Origin of the sequence: Stieleria magnilauensis, from assembly GCA_007753675.1 — a bacterium.
In the GTDB taxonomy this organism is placed as follows: domain Bacteria; phylum Planctomycetota; class Planctomycetia; order Pirellulales; family Pirellulaceae; genus Stieleria; species Stieleria magnilauensis.
This window is the reverse complement of record CP036432.1, coordinates 3,306,637-3,328,128: the sequence shown is the minus strand read 5'-3', so window position 1 is coordinate 3,328,128 and position 21,492 is coordinate 3,306,637. Positions and strand designations below refer to the sequence as shown.

Below are 21,492 nucleotides of genomic sequence, written 5' to 3'. Positions count from 1 at the left end.
CTTGAACGTTGTCGCTTTGGCCTCATCGATCCTCTATCCGCCGCTGTTGTTGGTTTGCGCCGTCCAATTGCCTGTGGGATTGGTGATCGTCGGAGCAATGTTTCTGCCGCGATTGCATCTTGTCGAACGCGTGTCCAAAGCGGTCGGCGGTCAAATGGCCGGTCTTGGGGCTGGTGGAGTCTTGTTGTTGATCCTGGTGGTTGGTGCGAAAGCCGGATTACGGATCGCGCGGCGAAGTAGCCGAAATGAGAACTTAGACTTTTCGGGCTTCGATCCGTCTAGTTTGGGTGCCATGGCCGGAGCGCTGGCCGTCGCGGTCGGTGTCATCGCCCTGGTCATCTACTTGTGGAAACTGATCGGCATCGTTCGCGTGATTGCGGCCGGCTATCTGTTGGAAATGTCCACCCTGCTGTTGCTGTTGATGATCGGCGGAGCGGTCAACTCCCGTCGAGACGCGGAGATGGCGCGCCGGCATAAAGATACGATGGCCAAGATGCAACGCCCGGATTGGGCGACTGCGGGATTTGAAAACCCGGGATTCAATCACCCGGGATCCAGGAGGATGCGTCAAGGAAACGCCGGTCAACCGAATGCGTCTGAGATTCGAGTCATCGTGATGCACGGGCCGAACCCCGATCTCGGGAAGGTGCGGGAGACGTTCCTGGCAAAGGCCGGCAACCCTGACCACGAGTCTCAAGCGAAAGGCCCGATGATGACCGAGTGGGTCATTCAGGACACACGCAGCCCGGGCGAGCTGGCTGAGCTCGTCGACTTTGGCCAGTTGTTATCGGTGAGCGAGTTCGGCAGGACGATCCGCGTGGGGATGCCACGCAAGCGTCCGTAGCGAACAACGTTGGTGTGTGGCCCCTGCTAACGCAGGCGGGCTTCCGTTCAATACCCCAACGCGAAGCGTCGTCTGTTTGGGATGGGGCCCGTCGGCTCGCGCCCAATGCCACTTACTTTGGCACTGTGGGAGGTAGCGGAACGGCGCGAGCCGTCCGGTTTCAGCTTGGAAACACCGTGAAAGACCGGAGGGCTCGCGCCCTACCGCTAACAAAAAACACCCCGTTTGACGCCTAAATACGTGGCCGTCGGCTCGCGCCAAACGGCTGATCATCGATTGACATCAGCCGGTTCGGCCGTTGCGGCGGCTTCTTCGCTGCTGGGGCGAATCGCTTCGAAGTAGGTTCGCACGGTTTCACGAACGCCCATGGGCAGCGGTTCGGAGTCGAGCACGGCTTCGGCTTGGCGGCGGAAGTCGTTGTACTTGCCGGCGTAGGCGCGTACCGCGTCTTGTTCGCCCTCGGGGGCCTGCGTGATTTCGGTTTCGCTGGGACCTTCGCCTTGAACGCCGGTCAGCTGCTCTTCGTTGCGGGTGCTGTTGAGATTGGTCGCCTTGTCACCGAGCGGCTGGCCGCTGGAGGCGATGCCGGCTTTGGTGCTGGGGCTATTCGACTTTTTGGCGATGTTGGATTGGCATTGGCCGCGGCACTGCCCTTTGCATTCGGAGAGGCGATTGAGTTGGCAGGACATGCACTGGCCGATCTTTTTGCACTGGCCCTGTTTTTTGCACTCGCTGGCCAACTTGGACAGGCAGGCCTTGCATTCTTTCATGTTCTTGTTGCTCAGGCCTTCGGCGAGTTGCGAGATCGACTCACTGAGTTGGCCGTTCTTTCCTTGGCTGAGTTTGGCCACCATTTTCTTCAGGTTGTCGGCGACGGCGCGGCGTTGTTTATCACCGATTTTGGACGGGTCGACTGATTCCAGTTCTTCACTGGCCTTTTCGTAGTCTTCAGACTCCAAGGCCTTGGCGGCTTGTTGCAGTTGATCGGAGGGTTTGATGGCGGCGGCGAGCGCTTGCATGGTGGCATCGGTCATTTCTAATTGCATCGCTTCGCGTGCTTCGGCGAGTGCTTGCTCCATTTCCGACAGCGACGCCATCAGGTCGTTTTCGTCGATCGATTCGGATTCCATCTCGTCGACTTTCTCACGCAGTTCCTCGAGCAACTTCTCAATCTCGGGGTCTTCGTGTTCTTTGGCGAGTTCTTCAAGTTCGGGCAACATCGTTTCGCGAAGTGCCATCGATTGTTCGGTCGCCAGTGCGAGCACGGGGTTGGCGTCGACCTCATTGAGCCCGCCGCTGGTCAGCGCGAGGACGACGAACATCACGGCGGCCAAGCCTGCGGCCCAACGGAGCGGCTGGTTCCAGGGCTGGATCGAAACGCACTGAGTCGCATCGACGCGATGGAGGTGCGTGTTGGCTTCTTCGATTTGAAGCCGTTTGGCGGTCGAATGGGTATCAGACGTTTCGCCGGCGGCGGAGAGGAATTCCAGCGTCGTGATCGATCGGTCTTTCAGATCGAAGTGTTCGTCGATCAGTCGCGCGGCCGCTTGGGCGCTGCGGATCCGCGTGGCACCGATCAGCAATCCGATCAAACCGCCCAACAGGGAAATGGCCAACGCCCATCCCCAGTGCGTGGCGGGCGCTAATATAGCGCGTGTGAGTGCAAACACGAGTGCGGCGGCGGTGCCGATCAGCAAGCCCGATGTCACGCCTTGGGTGACCGAAGCCAGCCAGAGTCGCTTGCGTACCGAATGGGTCAGGGACTCAATGGGGCTCGTCGTCGGCGAGTCGCTGTGACGAGAACTTTGCGAATCGTTGCTCATGTCGGCCTCGAGAATCAACTCAAATGGGCGGTCGGGCGAAAAAGACTCGCTGTCTAGGGTAAGGGAGTCCCACCCACGGGGTCAAGCATCGAAAGCGACAAAATGCCCACGGGTTTCAAGCCCGCCGCTGGCAGCGAAGCCGGCCGCCGGCAGCCCGCTGGGGCGGCGGCACGGGTGATGCAACCGGTTCAGCTTTCGAAATCCGTCCGACCGGGCGGCCCGGGTCGGATTCTGCGGCGATGAGAAGCTGTCGTGGTGTGCCAATCGATGGGATGGTGCAACGCTTAGAGCTGAATAAATGTCGATTGACGTGAAACCCTCACGCCTAAACGCCCCAATCAGGTGGGCCAAAACAGTCACTCGCCCCGAGCTGCATGAATCTGAGGAACTTTGACAGCGATTCGTCGTCCAACGTCGACGTTGGAATGTGCCGGGAAAGCCAATTCCCCGGGGTTTTTCGCACCTCAGCCACCCGGATGGGCCGGTGCTGGTTGTCTCATTTCGGCGTTCAGATCGTCACGATCGGCAGGGTCGACCACCGAAAAGTGACTGCATTGACCGTCGGAGCACGCATTTATTTGCGGGTTTTTTCGGTCGAACTATACTCGGCACTCGTTTCTCGACCGTCCTCCAGGTCGAGGGACGGCTTGTCATTTTGCCTTGTTTTATTGGGCGGTTTGTTGAACCCGAGATCGCCCGACCCACAACACGATTGTCCACCCCACCGGCCGGTTTGCCACGGATAGCGAAAGCTAAACGTATGCAGCGAAGCCCCCATGAAGGTCTGGTCTATGACTTCGCGTGAGCGAAAGAACTCAACGTCCAACATTGCTCCCCAGGACGTCATCGAGTCGAACATCATTGAGTCACGTTCTGCCGCATCCGCTGTTTCAGGGCGAAACAAGAAACGACGCTCGTCCAAGCCGCGTGAGTTGCGGCGACGTCGATTGCTCGAATCGCTCGAGCCACGACAGTTGCTGGCCGGTCCGCAGCTGATCGGGATTCAGCCCAATGAGGGCGCCCTGATCACCGACGGAACCGTCCGTGATTCGTCGCCGCGCGTGCTGACGTTCGGTTTCGATGAAGATCAGGTCCTGGACTCGACAACGTTTGATGGCATCCAGATCAGTCGCGCCGGAGAGGACGGGCGATTGGGAACGGCCGACGACGTGGCGATCGAACGCGGCCTGGTCACCCTCGGCGACCCCAACCAGAACGAAGTGGTCGTTCGGTTTGCCGAATCGTTGCCCGATGACGACTACCGCATCGAAGTCTACGGATTCGATGACATCGGTCTGGGAATCACCGGGCTTCGCAACACCGCGGGCGAATTGTTTGTCCCCAGCAATCCCGCGCTACGCAGCGAGCGAATCGATTTCAAACTCAGTCTCGGTGCACTGGTCGAGTCGGTGGTTCCCCAACCGGTGATCCGCGACGCCAATGGCCAGCTCCGGCAAAACCGCAATGAGATCGTCGTCTACTTCAACGAGGATCCGTTGTTTGTCGAAGACGATGACAACGGCAATCCCACGATGCGGTCGGCGGAGAACCCGCGCTTCTATCAGCTGCTGTTCACACAAGAGACGGTTCGAACGACCGATGACGAGTTGTTCTTCCCGGACGAAGTGGTCTATGACGAAGCGACCCACACGGCGCGTTTGTTCTTCAGTGGTGACATCAACACCTTACCGTCGATTGCCGCCGGTGAGTTGCACGAAGGCGGAACATGGCGGTTGCGAATCGGCACCGCCGTGGACGACCGCGTCGATCTGATTCTGCCGCCGCGTCAGTTGTCGGTGCAACCCACCGCTGTGACCGATTTCCAGCACGAAGGGTTGCGGGTCGAATTCATCCTCAATCAGATCGGTGAAGCGGCCAGCGGGCGCGAAGTCCGATTCGAAAGCACCGGTTCGGGCGGCTTGTCGGTTTCTTTGGACGCCAACAACAACGTCGTGTTCAATTTCGGGCTTGCCGATCCCGCCGTGGATCCGCTGCCGACGGTCGACGAACTCAAAGCCGCCGTTGCGGCCACGCCTTCGGTTGCCGCCGTGCTGGCGGTTCGTTCGGAACGAAATGGCGACGTCAACGACGGTGGCGGATTGGAATTGCCGCGGAGTGTCATCGGTGCGCCCGCGCTGAAGATGACCGCCGTCGGCGACACGCTGTCGACATCTCTGGACGTTGGTATTTTCGGGCAAGACAACTCGATCACCAGTGTGGTGGTCGCCGAATCGATCGACCCGCAACCGTACCTGATCGAACTGGCCGGCGGAAATGATGATCCCGGACACCGCGACCTTGAATTCGGCGTCGATGGACTGCGCGGTCATATCAATTCGAACTTCGGCCCCGACGCGCTCGATGGCATCACCGAGATCGCCTACAACTTTCAAGGGATTTTTGACAGCCAGGGTTCGACGGACTACTTGAACCAGATCAACGCGCGGCAAAAGACGCGAATTCGTGAAGTGTTGAACCTGTGGGCGGCCGAACTCGGCGTCCAGTTCCGCGAAACACTGAACGAAGGCATCACGTTTGCCGTCGGTGATACCGGCAATCTGCAAGCGCGCCCCAACACCACGCTGGTGCGATTCGGCGCCATCAGTTCCGTTCTCAATGCGTCGCTGCGGATCGATCCGACGTTCGGTGAGTCGGCGATCGTGTTCAGCAATCAAGCGAACTTGAATCTGGACTTCGGCGAGGATTTCACCCGCAAAGCGACCGCGGGCGTCGGCTTCCTGCTGGGGCTCGAGCAGGCTTCGGAGCTGCCACCCCAAACCACGATGGCGCTCGATTTTCTGTTCTTGAACCAGAACATTGACACGCCGCTTGCCGGGGTCGATTTGGAGCCGGTGTTCCCCAGCAACTATGACGTCCAGCACGGGCAATACCTGCACAATCCCGACAGCGTCGACATCGACCTGTATCGATTCGAAGTCAAGTTGGGTGACGAAGACAAGGTGGGGACGTTGACGGCAGAATCCTTTGCCGAGCGTTTGCCCGATAGCAGCCTGTTGGACACCACGCTGTCCTTGTTCGAAGAAACGCGGGCAGCGGCGGTTTCGGATCTCGGCTTCGGATCCTCGCTCGGCGTGACGTTTGAAGCCTTGATCACCGGGCGATCGGGTAACGGAACGGAAGTGCGATTCATTCGATCGGACCGAAACTTCGGTGACGACGAAATCCGCGTCAATCGCGTCTTTGACAACTCGGGCAATCCGATCGCCAACGCCGTGTTGCTGGACCTGCCCCGCAAAGGCGTCTTCATCAGCACCGTGACGGCTCAACAGGTCGTCGATGCGATCAACAATGACCCCTTCGCCAGCTCGATCCTGCGGGCGTCGGTCTCGCTGGGTGATCCGGCTTCGGATATCAGCGTCGGCGCCGCGGCTCCCTTGCCGGTCCGGCTGCAAGGTGGTGGTCTGACCAAACTCGCCCAGAACGATGATTACTTCAGCGAAGATTCTCGCATCATCGCGTCGCTCGACGAAGGTGTTTACTACGTCGGTGTCTCCGCCAGCGGCAACGATCAATACGATCCGACGATCCCCGGCAGCGGCTATGGCGGCCGCACCCAGGGCGCGTACGAACTGCACTTGAAATTCGAGCCGTTGGTCGACGAAGTGGACGTGATCCGCGACCGAGACAGCAGCCGCGTCGGAGTTCCGGGGACGCCCTTGGACGGTGACGGTGACGGGAAACCCGGCGGCGCGAACAATTTCTGGTTCCAAACGCGGCCCGAGCACCGAATCCTCAACTTTACCGATGACGGCGACGCGGTTGTCCCCCGTCAAACGATCACGATCGTGTCCGGTACCGGTATCGTTCGGACTTACGAATTCGTCCCCAGCGGCGGTCAACCGATTCCCGGCAACGTTCCGGTCTTCTACAGCGACGGCACCAGCGGCTTCCCGACGCCCGGTGGCAACTTGGCTTCGGCGTTGGCCTCGGCAATTAATTTCCGCCAAAACGAAACCGGCGTTTCGGTCGTGCGGGTGGGCACCGGATTGGAATTCACCGGCGAGCGTCGGATCGCGTTGTCCAACGGATTCCGCGCAGCAGTCGCGATCGGTCGCAACATCTTCGTCGACAAGACCGCCGGGCCGAACGCCGACGGCAGCTTGGAAAATCCGTTCAATAACATCGCCAATTCGGACGTCGCCAACGCGTTTGGTTCGGCAATCGAAGGCGACATCGTTCGCATCGTCGGCAACGGCGGTCTGGACGGTCTGGTGGAAACCGAAGTCGATAACTTCAGCTACAAGATCGGTCTGACCGATGTCGGCGGCCGATCGCTCGAGGACGGCCGCACGATGGACGTTCCCCGCGGTGTCACGACGATGATCGACGCCGGGGCAATCTTGAAACTCCGCGGCTCGTACATCAACGTCGGCAGCAGCACCTTGCAGGTCGACCGCAGCGGCGGCGCACTGCAAGTGCTCGGTGCACCCCGGTTGGTCGGATTGAGTTTGGAAGGCGATCCGGTTTCGACGACATTGATCAGCGATGTCGATGCGGGGCTGGAAGGCTACGATGACGGCAGCGTGATCTTCACCAGCATCCGAGATCGGATGGCCGATGCCGATGCCGCCGGGGACAGCCCGACCTCGAAAGCCGGTGACTGGGGCGGATTGATTTTCCGTCGCGATTTGGACCAGTTCGAAGGCCGCCGCGATCTGGAAGACGAAGGGATCTTCCTGCAGCGCGTCAATCACGCCGAGATCCGGTATGGCGGCAGCAGCAATGTGTTGATCGATTCGGTGCAACAGTTGGTCAACCCGATTCTGGTGATCAACCTGCGGCCGACAATCACGTTCAACGAAATCACCTTCAGCGCCGATTCGGCCATCAGTGCATCGCCGGACAGTTTCGAAGAAACGTCTTATCAGGCACCACGGTTCCAACAAGCCGGCGAGTTCACCGCCGATTACGACCGGATCGGGCCGGAGATCTACGACAACCTGTTGGTGGAAAACACGGTCAACGGCTTGTTCGTGCGGGTCCCGACGACCGCCACGCAAACACCCCGCGAGATGACCGTTTCGGGACGATTCGATGACATCGACGTGGTGCACGTGTTGCCGGAAAATCTGGTCATCGCCAGCAAGCCCGGTGGATCGATCACCGACGGATTTGCACCGTCACTCGCGCTCGTCTCGGCCCGTCAGTTGCCCGGCGGATCGCTGGCGGCAGGCACTTACCTGTACAAGATGACGTTCGTCGACGATGACGGATTCGAATCGCTGGCCAGCGCCGATCAATTCAGTTTTACCGTCAGCGACGACGACAGCAGCGTGGAATTGACGGCGTTGCCGCTAATCAGTCGCGGCAACGATTATGTGTCGCGGCGTCTGTACCGCGCCGAAGCGTCGGCCAATCCGGAATTCCGCCTGGTCGCGGATCTGGGCGCCAGCTCGGCATCGTTTATCGATGACCTGGCCCTGGACGCCGGCACCGAGGGTTTTGTCACCTTGGATTTGAACCGAACCGGCACGCGTGGCCGTTTGGACGGTTCGTTGGTGATGGATCCGGGCATCGTGATGAAGCTCAGTGGTGCACGGATTGAACTGCAACCCGGCGCCGTGATGCTGGCCGAGGGTGACGGCAGCAACCCGATTGTGATGACCAGTATTCGCGACGACCGATTCGGCGCCGGCGGCACGTTCGACACCAACAACGATGACGGCTCGCCTGTCTTCCAAGCCCCCAGCCACGGCGATTGGGCGGGGATTTACGCCGGCCCGACTTCCTCGATCAGCATCGACAACGGCGTGATCTCTTACGCCGGCGGCATCAGCTTGATCGAAGGCGGTGAGACGATCGGCTTTGTCCCGCTGCAGTTGCAACAAGCCGACGGACGAATCACCAACAGCCGATTCGAGTTCAACGACAGTGGCCAGGATGGTGCCGGACCGCTGGGCCGCTTCGGTCGACTGGCCGTTGCCCCCTCGACGATCTTTATCCGCGGCAGCCAACCGATCATCGTCGGCAATACCTTCATCGACAACGACGGATCGATCATCGATATCGATGTGGATTCGCTGACCGGCGACCGCGTGATCGATACCGGACGCGAGACCGGGTTGATCAATCGCATCAGCGAGTTGGACGACAACTTCGGGCCGATGGTTCGGTTCAACCGATACGACGACAATGATCTGCCGGGACTGGACCAAATCACCGGCATGGAAATCCGTGGCGGCACCTTGGCCACCGAAAGCGTTTGGGACGACACCGATATCGTTCACTTGGTCTTTGATTCGATCATCGTGGACAACATTCACTCCGGCGGCGGGTTGAAACTTCGCAGCCGGCCCGACGAAAGTCTGGTCGTCAAACTCGGTGACCAGGACAACCCGCTGCTGACCGAACTGAGTAGCGGTCAAGGCACGCCCAACAGCGCGACGATCGGCACCGGGTTGACCGCTTCGGGAACGCCGAACGACGCGATCGATCGAATCGGCGGCTCGATCTCGATTCTCGGTCTGCCGGATTCCCCCGTCGTCTTGACCAGTTTCCGCGACGACACGGTCGGTGCCGGGTTGACCCCGGAAGGCACACAGTTCACCGACAACAACGGTGACAAGTCGAATTCACGCCCCGAAGCCAACGATTGGCGGAGCATCTTGCTGGACCAGTGGAGCAATGACCGCAACGTCGATGTGATTCCCGAGTTGGAACTGGCCACCGAAGTCGCTCCCGGATTGAACGGCAGTGTTCAGAACGCGCAGGTGCTCGGTGAACTCGCCACCTCGCTGACCGCCAGTGACGAAGTGCTGCGATTGGGTTTCGAAGTCGAAGGGTTCCTCAGCAATCCCAACGACGTCGACACCTACAGCTTCACCGGCAGCCCGGGCACAGAGATCTGGGTGGACATCGACAAGACCAGCTTCACGCTCGACTCGGTGATCGAGTTGCTCGATGCCAACGGCAATGTGCTGGCCCGCAGCAACGACAGCGGCGATGAAATCGCAAACGGATCCAACGTCGAAGTCTTCGACCCGCGTCTTGACGGGGTCACGACTTCGCTTCAGGCCCGTGATCCACAGTTCAGTCAGTTCGGCGTCGGCGGTGTCTACGAAGATTTCGACACCACCAACCCGCGCGATGCCGGGATCCACTTCACCCTCACCGGCAACCCGACCAACCCGAACTCGCGGAGCACGTATTTCTTCCGCGTGCGAAGTGCCTCGATCAATCCCGACGACGCGGCGGGCGGACTGACCCGCGGTGGTTACCGATTCCAGGTGCGATTGAGCGAAGACCAGGAGTTCCCCGGAAGCGTCGTGCGTTATTCCGACATCCGCTACGCCAACCACGGCGTTCATGTCCAGGGCCTGATGGGAACCTCGCCACTGCTTGGTGAAGCGAGCGAGAACGAGGTGGCAGACCCCTTCAACGCTGACAATGGTCAAATCAACCCGCCGGTGTTGATCGACACAACGACCAACAGTACCGAGATTCCCTCGCAACGCGCTCAGTATCTCGGTAACATCGTCGCAAACCGCAACAACGTGATCAGTGTTGCCGGTGAACTGTCGTCTTCGGCAGACGTCGACTTCTACCAGATCGACCTGCTCAACGACGACATCGACTCAGCGATTCGATCGATGATCTTTGACATCGACTACGCCGCCGGATTCAATCGCCCTGACACCAACATCAGCGTCTTCTACGATCCCGATGGAGAATTCAGCGAAGCCGTCGAGCCGCGCTTGGTCCTGTTCGGCACCAACAGCAACGTGCTGGACGACCTGACCAGCCCGAACGGCGAAAACGACGGTTCAGAAAAACTCTCACGCGGTTCGATCTCGACCGGCGACCCGTTGATCGGTCCGGTCACGTTGCCCGAAGGGACCTACTACATTGCCGTCACCGGTGCCGGCGTCGAGCCGGTCGCGCTGACGTCGTCCCAGTTTGTCCGTCGCGAGCCGATCAACTCGGTGCGGCGGATCGTGGAACAACGTTTTGATGCCGGCGAAGGCCCCAGCACCGCGGGTGGACCGGTCGTTCCGGACTTCTTTACCAATGTGGATATCGGCGCCAGCGAATTCGAATTGGCCGGCGACGGGATGTTCGGCCACGGCAAACCCGGACACTTTGACGGCACCAGCGGACCGGCACAGAACTTCAGCCAGGTCTTCAGCGAGTTCTTTGTCGCCGGCGGTGATGCCCCCGGATTTGCGTTCGGAGGATTTGGTGCGGCCGACCTCGACGCACTCAACTGGTCCCTCGATGACAACATCGAAATCGGCGGTGACTTTGTCTTCAACAATTCTGACAACACGTCCACCTCGATCCCGCACGTTTCGATCAACGGCTCACTGGGCGGCGATCGTTCGGACCTGTTCCAGTTCACGGTGGACACGGACAACGCACGCGTGATCCTGGACATCGATGACGGGCACAGCTTTGTCAACGATCTGGACCCGGATTCGGAAAATATCGTCTTCGTCCCCGATGCGACCAGCGTGGACACGACGATGTATCTGTTCCGCCAGGATCCGGTGACCGGCCGGTACATCCAGGTCTTTTCCAACACCCTGTCGTCGACCCTGGACGGGCGAAGCGGCAGTAACAGTGTGCTGGACCCGTTCTTTGATAGCGCCGCGTTCGGAACGCCCAATCTGTTGGCCGGGACGTACGTCGTTGCGATCGCTCAATCCCAGGTGGGGGTTTCGGTCGATGCCAACACCGGCGCGATTGTGACCGCCACCACCGATCCGTTGTTCGGCCCGCTCGACTATCGCTTGCACGTTTCGGTGGAAGACCACCTGTTGCCGCAAGGGTTGTTCGGCAATCAAACGCTGCATTACGACCGACTGAGCAAGACCGCCCCGGCGACGATCACCAGTCAGCCCTTCGATTTGAGCGGCTACGTCGACTTTGACCTGCCGACGTTCTACTTCAACTATCGCTTCGATCCGTTTACCGATTCGTCGTTCAACTCCGATGACGTCCAGATCCGGATTTTCAGTAACGAAAACCAGATCGGTCGGGTCATCGCCAGCAACGTCAACTTGCAGGCCGACGACACCTGGTTCCAATTCCGCGAAGACATCGGTGATTTCGCCGGCGACACGGGGATCCGCGTCGAGGTGACCTACACGCCGGTTTCGGGGCAAAGTTTCGAGAACGATGGCTTGTTCTTGGATGACTTCATTATCGGATTCGCCGAACGCGGTGAAACGATCTTCAACACCCCGGGCGGCACCGATGAATTCATCGGTTTCGGAAACGGTGGTGCCGGCGAGTACCAACTCGAAACACGTCCGGCCACTCCGTATGCGGCTTCGATCGGATTCGGTACGGTCGGACTGGTCGAGGACTTCGATACCAATGACCGTCACAACCAATCGTTCACGATCGTCGCTCCGGACGGCAGCCAGATCTCCGATGGCGACACGTTTGTCCTCGGTGATGGTGCATCGATCCAGACGTTTGAATTCACCACCACGCCGGGCACCGTTCAATTCGGCAACACGCCGGTGTTGTACGGGGTAGGCGATTCACCGGCACAAGTCGCCCAGGCGATCCGCACCGCGATCACCCAGCAAACCGGGATCGACATCGAGGCTTCCTCGGCCGCCGGACAAGACAACGAGACGATGACCGACGGCCGTCTGTCCCTGGCCGGTAGCGCCCGCGGCAGTTTCGTGGCGATCGACTCGGTCGCCGATGCCCCGCCGTTGGGCACGTCATTGGCACGCGATACGGACGGACATCTGCTGTTGCCAGCGATCCTGCACAACGGGTTCGGCGACTCGAACTATGTCCGGACTCAAGGCCAGGTGATCATTGATTCGAACAAGATTAGCGATGTCCGTGCGATCGGCGTTTGGGCCGAACCGGGCGTCCGCGACATCGATCCGGAAGACGTTCGCGACAACGACTTCTCCTTCGGTACCCCGACCTTCCTGCCGCTGATCGACGGCAACCACCCGTTCCTGCAATACCCGCCGGTAGGAAATGCCTATCCGGGTTACGTACGGAATCTGCCGATCTTGAACGATTCGGTGCTCGGCGGTTTGGCGCCGGGGATCGTGGTGTCCAACAACACCATCGATCAAGCCGGTTACTCCGGTGTCAAAGTCGATGGCGAATCCGCACCGTTTGTGCTGGATGTCTTCGACATGATCGAATTGGCCGCGCTGGATCCGAACATCGCCGGAGCGGGCAACCGAACGATTCTCGAAGGCGCCTTGCTGACCATCGACGCCGGCGGCACCCGAGTGACGTTCGAGTTTGAGGAAATCGATGGCATCGGGGCACCCGTTGGTTCGGGAACCCAAGGCGGTAACGGTGTCCGCGACGGCCACGTGCCGATCTACTATCGCGAAGACACCGCCTCGGGTTACAACCGAACCGCCGCGGTGGATCGTGTTTCGTATTCGTCGATCGAGTTGGCCACGTCGATCATGCAGTCGATCCAGGGCAGTATCTTGGTGACCAACGGATTGGTTGAACTGGTCACGCCGACGATCGGGCCGTCTCCGTACCGCCGAAACCGGGCGTTCGAGTTCTTGCAGCAGACGCCGATGAGCTTCGACAGCGCGGCGGTTTACCTGCAGGGTGCGAGCGAGGTTTATTTCCGGGGTAGCCAAAACGCGTTCACCACCACGCAGGCTCCGGTCGCCGAATCGGTTCAACCCTTTGCCCGAATCGTCAACAACACGATTTACGGATCCGACGGGTTGGAGAGTTTGTTCCCGGAGGCCAATGATGAATCCAACGACATCATGGCCGATGCGATCGACACCAAGGTCGGACCGAGTCACCGCAACGTCTACACCAGCACCGCGACGTTGGGCGACAACGTCGGACCCCTGGGACCTGGCGGCGACGTCGACTTCTATCGCGTCAACCTGGGCCTCGGCGATCGTTTGGTCGTCGACATCGACACCGTCGCCGGCGGTGCCAACACGGCGATTCAGATCTTTAATGAGCTGGGTGAACGCCAGTCCTTCGATGGCGGAAGCGGCAACGCGTCGGTGATCAGCCTGACTGCGACCGCGCCGGACCACCTGGATCCCGCCTCAACCGGTTTGGCCGGAGGGCTGGTTCAAGACGTCGTCAATTCACGCGACCCCTTCGTCGACTTCTTCGCACCCAAGAAGGGCGTTTACTACGTCGCGATCAGCGCCGACAGCAATCTGAACTTCGATCCCAACGCCATCTCCGGTCGCACCGGTGCCACGGCGGATCTGGGCGACTACACGATCAACCTGGAAACGTACGCACCGCGTACGCATGTGATCAGTGCCGACACGGGCCGTGCGACCGGAATGGTCGGTTCGGACGTGATCGGCACCACGTTCGTGATCACCCAGGTTGCTGACTTGCCGGCGAACTTCATCGTCGGCGGAGTCACCAACGCACGGACGTTCGAGTTTGTTCCGCTGGGCGGTGCCCCGCAACCGGGGAATGTTGCGATCGAAGTCGGCGATGCGAACCAGGCCGAAGACTTTTTGCCGGACATCATGCGGGCGATCAGCGACGCGATCGAACCACGCGTAGGCAACGCGCGGGTGAACTACGGCATCAACGCGCACCCGTTGCCCAACAATGACCACACGTCCGTCCCGGGACCGATCGCGCGTGTTCGTGCGACCGCATTGGGCGGTTACGAAAGCGACAACCAAGGCATCGTCAACACGACCCGCCGCGGGCTCGAAAACGGCGTGCTGATGACCCACCGCGATGGGATTGGCAATGCCGTCGATCACGACTTCCACAGTACGATCATCTTGGATCAAGACACGATCGGTTACGGTCACGACCGCCGCACGACGGCCGGCAGTGGAACCACGGAAAACTACGTGTTTGTCGAGAACGCCGCCAAGATCGAACTCAGCCCCGAGGCGATCGCCGCCGGCTTGCGACTCGATCCGGCACCCGGATTCGACATCGATCAGGTGATCAACGAAACCGGGATCATGGTGACCGCCGGTGCCAGCCCCGCGATCTTGAACAACGTGCTGCTCAACCTGCACGAAAGTGTGGTCGTGGAAGAAACACACAGCCCCGGATTCAGTGCCGTCGGGGGCGACCAACAGGTCAAACCGATGGAAGTCGTGGTCGTCGGCAGCGTGTTCCAACACGACGAACCGGCAGCCCCCGTCTTTACCAATGCACCGTTGGTCATCGTCGGGCACACCACCGATGCCAACAAAGGCCCCAGCAACGTCAACGGCGGAACGGACGATTTCAATCTGACGAACGTCGACGATGCGGTGACCCTGGTCAATCCGGGCGGCGACAACTTCCTGCCCGCACCGTTCTCCTCGGTCATCGACAGCAACGTCGATTCGCTGCGTGAGCGAAGTGCGTTGTCCAGTTTGCGTGAATCGATCGGATTGCCGATCAGCAACGTGCTGGCACCCCGACGCGACGTCACCGGGGTCAAACGAGCCGACAACCCGCTGTATCCCAACACCGGTCAAGGTTCGTCAATCTTTGGTGACCGCGGTTCGGTCGAACTGGCCGACCTGGTCGGACCCATTGCGATCGCCGAAGCGCCTCGCGACAACGACGCCGAAGGCATCGACACCGACCCCAACGTCAGCTTCATCAACTTGAAGGACGGCGTCTACGAACAATTCCGAATCCAACTGCGTGACTCCGGCGATTCCTCCGACCCGTTTGCCGGTTCGGGAATCGACAACAACACGATTGTCGTCGCCGAAATCCCGGGCATCCGTGACCGCGGTGCGAACGTCACGCTGTTTGAAGACGATCGTCTGTTGATCGAAGGCATTCACTACACCTTCAACTATGACGAAACGAAAAATACCATCACGTTGACGCCGCTGGCGGGGATCTGGAACAACCAACGGGCGTACCGGATCGAGATGAACAATCGGGACCGCACGGTTCTGATCGCCCCGACCGCCGACCAGATCAACGACGGTGACCAGATCGAAATCACCGACAGCAACGGCGGCAAGGTGGTGTTCGAGTTCGAATCCGGATTCGTGATTCAGATGCCCGAGGCCTTGACGGTCGAGGTGCCGATCGAAGGGACCAATCAGGGCGGACTGATCGATGGCGGTGTCTTCACCATCAACGACGGTGTGAACCCGGTCGTCGTCTTCGAATTCGACCTGGACGGCACGTCGTTGCCGAGCAGCATCCCGGTCACTCTGCCGACCACGCCGACTCCCACCGATTCGGCAGAACTGGATGTGTTCCGAAACGCCATCGCCACAAACATCGCCGCGGCGATTGCGACCCAATCGGCAAATCTGAACGTCGATGTGCGGGTGGATGGACCACGGGTCATCATCGGCTCGGAACGGAACACCCGGATCGACGCTGCGACCAGCGGATTGGTGACCGCACCGCGGACGCTCGGATTGCAAGTCCCCTCGGCGGGAGCCGATGTCGGCGGCGTGCAAGCGGGTGAAACGTTTGAGATCAGCAACGGCTCGTTTGTGCAGGGATTCCAGTTCATCGATTCCACCCGTCCGACGCCGGCACCCGGTTTCATCGGCATCAACATCGATCCACTGCCCGGACCGCCGACGCTGCCGCTCGGTGCCAACGCGGTCGCCACTGCCATTCAGAATGCGATTTTGAGTTCGGCCTTGGAATTGACGCCGACGATCATCGGAACCACGGTGTATCTGGACTTGCCCGCCAGTGGTTCGGCCACGGTTCCGTCGGGGCAATTGCGTCCGGTCGGGGTCAGCCGAACACCGGCCGACGGCGATCTGATCACCTTCACGCCCAACGACGGCAGTGCGCCGGTCATCTTCGAGATCAACCGCACCGACGAGCGAGACACAAACGGCAACATCGTCAACGACGGTGTGTCCGATCAGAACCACATTCCGATCAACATCAGCCGGTTGACCACCGGCAACGAGTTGGCGGCGATCGCGGCCGGCGAGATCCAGGCCCGTTCGATTCCGGGCTTGTCGTCCAACGACGTCAATCCGATCAATGGCGGCATCCTCAAGATCGGGGGACAGCCCGGATTGCTGTTGTCGGTCTCCGGCACCAGCCTGGAAGTCATCGGATCACCGGACGTGACCGGACCCTCAACGTTGCAGATCTTTGGACCGCTGTTGATGTCGGTTCCGTTCACCGCGCCCAATGACGGTGACAGCTTCACCATCTTGGACAACGCCGGCGTACCGATCAATTTCGAGTTCGATTCCAACAACATCTTGAACAATCCGAACGCGGTTCGAATCCTGTTCTCGCGGTTTGATGATCAAGACACCGTTGCCACCTCGGTCGTCAATGCGATCAACGGATCCACCGTTGGATTGACGGCCAACAACCAGGGCGGCGGCACGATCTCGCTGGGGTTGATTCCCACGTCACGCGTGGACGTGAGCAACACGTCACTGACCAGCCGCCGCGGGATCGTCAGCGATGGCGAGCGAATCACCATCACCCAAGGTGCCCTGTCGGTGACCTATGAATTCGAATCGGTCAACAACGGCGGCGGCGTGATCGGCAGCAACGTGCCGGTTCCGTTTGAACCCGGTTCGACCCAACAAGCCGTCTCGGACAGCTTGGCTGCCGCGATCACGAACAATCCGCGTGGATTGAACCTGAGTGCCGCGGTGGAATTCGACAACACGGTCAGCCCGCCGGTGCCCCGCGTGGCCCTTCGCGACCTGCCCGGCACCGTAGTCGACGTCACCGCCGCTCCGTCGCTGATTTTGACCGGCGTCCCCGGTGGTGCGATCCCGATCAGTATCTCGCCGGCCGATACCCCGTTCGACATCAAGCAAGCGATCCTTTCGGCGATCAACTCGGTCAACCAAGGCCCCGACGGCGTGGTCACGACCCTGGCCGCACAGGACCGCGGCGGCGCGACGTTGTTCGTCGAAAACAGCGTGCTGATCGATGGGCCGCTGACGAATTACTTCCTGCCTGCGATTCGCGACGTCCAAGGCAACGCGTTGGAAGCCAACCGGCCGGACAACACGACACAGTTCACGATTTTGATGCCCACGGTCGGACTGGATTACGGTGATGCACCCGACCCCGTCCTCAACATTCCCGGACGCTACCCGACCCGCTTGGTCAATGACGGGGCTCGCCACGTGGTGACCGATGGGTTGTACCTGGGGACGACCATCGACGCCGACCTCGACGGACAATCGTCGGTGGGAGCTGACGGCGATGACGCGTTGACGGGAGTTTCGACCACCGGCACCCTGTTCTCGGTGACCACGGTCAACGGCTCGACGGCGGTCAATGTCAACATCGCCACCGTGGACCCGACCACACGTGACGGCGATACGATCACGATCAACACCGGTGTCCGAACCGCGACGCTGGAATTTGACCTGAACGGACGCTTCGACGAAGACCACTACGCGATCCAACCGACCGATCCGAATTCGGTCGATTCGATCCTGCAAGCCATCGCCGCAGCGATCGCCGAGAGTCCCGTCGAGCCGGCGGCGATCGATTTCGTCTCGACCAGCATCGTGATCAGCGGTGATGACGAAGACGGCGTTTCGTTCTCCAGTTATCAAAACCCCAGCGGAGTGTTTAACTCCAATGTCGTCACGCCGATCACCTTCACGGTCACCGGCAGCGGCATCCTGCAAGGTTGGATCGACTACGATGGCGACGGCGACTGGAGCGAAAGTGAAGCGATCGCCTTCTTCGATCCCGGTGCCGATCCGGACACCGCGCGGCCGCGGACGTCGCTCGCACTGACCGGTGATGGAACGCGATCGTTCACCTTTGACACGTACGTTCCCGATTCGTCGCCCGCACCGCTGTTCCCGACCTACACCACCGCGCGATTCCGATTCTCGCGAACCGGAAACCTCTCGCCGGTCGGACTGTCACTCAGCGGTGAAGTCGAAGACTATCAGGTGCTGTTGCTCAACGGTGAGCCGCCGCAGCTCAATGCGAACACCACCACGCGACGCTTCTCCGTCGATGAAGGCCAGGTCCTGCAAGCCCTGGATATCGACGGCAACTTGACCGGGACGGTGCCATCGGATGACGGACTGTTGGTCGGCGTGTTTGATCGTGACGGCGACCCCGTGTCGATCTTGCCCGAAGACGCCACGGTCCGCGACCTGTTCACCGAAGACGGAACCTTCGCCGGCGAGTTGGATCTGGCCACCAACGGGACCTTCACCTTCCGACCCGAAGAAAACTTCAACGGAAGTATCTCGTTCCAGGCTCGGGTGACGGATATCAAGTCCAATCCGGAGGAACAACTGGTCAACGATACGGCGATCACCGTGACGATCGACGTGTTGCCGGTCAACGACAAGCCGTTTGCGACCGAAACCGATGTGATCACCACGGCGACGATCGACGAAGACCAAATCACGATCTTCCGCGCCGAAGACCTGATCGATCCGTTCTACGCGGCCGGACCGGACAATGAGCTGAACCAACAGCTGATCTTCCAATCGGTCTCCAGCCAGAACTTGGGCGATTCGATCTCAGCGCTCGGGGGGATCCTGGAAATCCTGCCCGACGGACGCAGCGTCCGCTACACACCGCCGACCGATTACAACGGCGACATCCCGGATGTGTTCAACTTTGTCGTCGCGGATGTCCCCGGCGGCAACTTGATCGCCCAAGCCGCGGACAAGCCGGGCACCGTGTCGATCACGATCAATGCGGTCAACGACCCGCCGATCGCCGGCGACGATTTCTTCAACGCTGTTGAAGATCAGAATCTGGTGATTGCGATCAATGGCGGCGGTTCCATCGTCGGCATTCTGGACAACGACCGCCCCGGTCCGCAGAACGAGATCGATCCCCCGGAAAATCAAACGATCAGTCTGCCCGAGGACCAGTTCCCGCTGACGACAAACCGCGGTGGGATCGTTCGGTTGCAGCCCAACGGACAATTGCTCTACACCCCGCCGGGATTGTACAGCGGCCCGGACGGCTTCCGTTATCGCATTGTCGATAACCTGGGTGCCGAATCGACCGGTTTGGTCTCGCTCGATGTGGGCGGTGAAAACGACGCGCCGATTTTCCAAGGCGTCGACGGCCAAAAGGACGCGCAAAACGAACCCGTCGAAACGATCTCCTTGGCCGAAAGCAAACCGAATGCCCAGTCCACGGTGTACGACCTGGATACCTGGTTCACGGATCCGGAAAACGACACGTTGTCCTATCAGGTCACCAGCAGCAATCCTTCGATCGTGCAGGTGAATTTGCAGGGCAGCACGTTGACGCTGACTCGCCCGGCCTTCGCGTTCGGCTCGGTCGCATTGACCGTGCGGGCCTTCGACGGCAACGTGACGACTGAGCAAGAGGTGACCGTTTCGATCATCAACGAAAATGATTCGCCCCTGGTCATCGGATCACTCGATCCGCTCGAAGGAGACGAAGATGAAGTTACTCGTCGCGAACTGACGAGTGTCTTCAGCGATCCCGATGGAGATACGTTGACCTACGTCGTCGCGAGGCTCGGTTCGGTCATTCGCCCCTCCGATGCTCAGATCGCTGCCCATCCGCTGATCAACTCCATCGATTTCGAGGGAGACCAAATCGTCATCACCCCGAAGGCGGATCAATTCGGTGAAGTCACGATCGAAATCGAAGCGAGTGACGGATCGTTCCGCGTCAGCGATAGCTTTACGCTGACGATCAATCCGGTCCCGGACGCGCCGGTTGCCGTCGCCGACAACTACAACGTTGCGATCGGATCCAGCTTGAACGTGCTCAATCCGGCAAACGGGTTGCTGCGAAACGACAGCGATGCCGATGGCGATCCGATCTCGGTCGATATGGCCACGTTCACACGACCGGGGCTGGGAACGTTGAATCTCAACGCCGACGGAACGTTCACCTACACCAGCAACGCCGGCGACGTCGGCTCGGTCGACTCGTTCACCTACCGCGTCGTCGATGCCCCCTCGAGCGGATCGCCGCGGTTCAGCGAATTCCGTACCGTGACGCTGACGCTGTCACAGTCGCGATACCAGAACCCGATCCGGGGAATGGAATCTGACGTCACGGCCGATGGAAACATCTCGCCGATCGATGCCCTGCGGGTGATCAACTTCCTGGCACGGCGGGCACCGAGTTCCGGTCAAGTCGCGGTCGCCGACATCGGCTCTGGCCCGCCGGACTTCTACGACGTCGACGGAAACGGTTTCGTCAACCCCTTCGATGCCTTGCTCGTGATCAACACGCTCGCGCAGCGGCAAAACGCAGGTCAAGGCGAAGGCGAACAGATTGGCCGAGAACTTTCGGCATCCAGCACCGTTTCCTTTGCAACGGCAAACTCGGACTTCCTGCCGACGACCAACGTCCAGCGGTCGATCGAGCGAGAGCAAGAGACGCCGACGGTCGCCGATTCGACCGATGCCCTGCTGACCGCCGGCATCAACATCGAACCGGTTTCGTCGCAGCAAGCAGGGTCGATTCTGATCGAAAGCTTGGCCGAAACGCCCAGCGACGAAACGATCGATCACGCGATGGCCCACTTGCTGACGGAGCTGGATGACGCGTTCGAACTTTGACAACCCTGAATGCCGTGCGGCCGGCCCCCCGGTCGCCGGCGGTCGGTGGAAACCGCCAAAGTGGTTTTCGCCAACGCAATCGCCGGCCGTTTGTCGGTCAATGAACCCTTATTATACTAAACGTTTGCACTCCCAAGGTCTCGCTCGTGACGGCTCGCTTGCATTCCCCGACGCGACAACACCGCCATTCAATTCGCCACCGGCGTGTCCCTTTCGGCCGCGCTAGGCCCCTACACTGGAGCTCGGTCCTACCGAGCGACTGAACACTCCCTGCTGGATTTAAGCCGAATTTTTCGTCGGCGGCCCGGCGCCGACACCACTCGATGAAGCACTCGTCGAGCCACCTTGTTTT

The 21,492-nt window shown here is 60.1% G+C and carries 3 protein-coding genes; 2 read left to right on the top strand and 1 reads right to left on the bottom strand.

Annotated elements, in window-relative coordinates; translation table 11 throughout:
* Position 1: 1 nt before the first annotated feature.
* A complete protein-coding gene (locus TBK1r_RS11700; protein ID WP_145210400.1) occupies positions 2–844 on the top strand; it encodes a hypothetical protein in 843 nt (280 codons plus the stop codon).
* Positions 845–1,113: 269 nt separating this feature from the next.
* Here the strand turns inward: TBK1r_RS11700 and TBK1r_RS11695 are convergent, their stop codons facing one another.
* Entirely contained in the window at positions 1,114–2,667 is a 1,554-nt protein-coding gene (locus tag TBK1r_RS11695) for a hypothetical protein (RefSeq protein WP_419581251.1), read from the bottom strand.
* Positions 2,668–3,443: 776 nt separating this feature from the next.
* On the opposite strand from TBK1r_RS11695, the gene TBK1r_RS11690 reads away from it, so the two are divergent.
* Positions 3,444–21,140, top strand: coding sequence for a tandem-95 repeat protein (locus tag TBK1r_RS11690; protein WP_145210399.1), 17,697 nt, complete (start codon positions 3,444–3,446; stop codon positions 21,138–21,140).
* Positions 21,141–21,492: the final 352 nt, after the last annotated feature.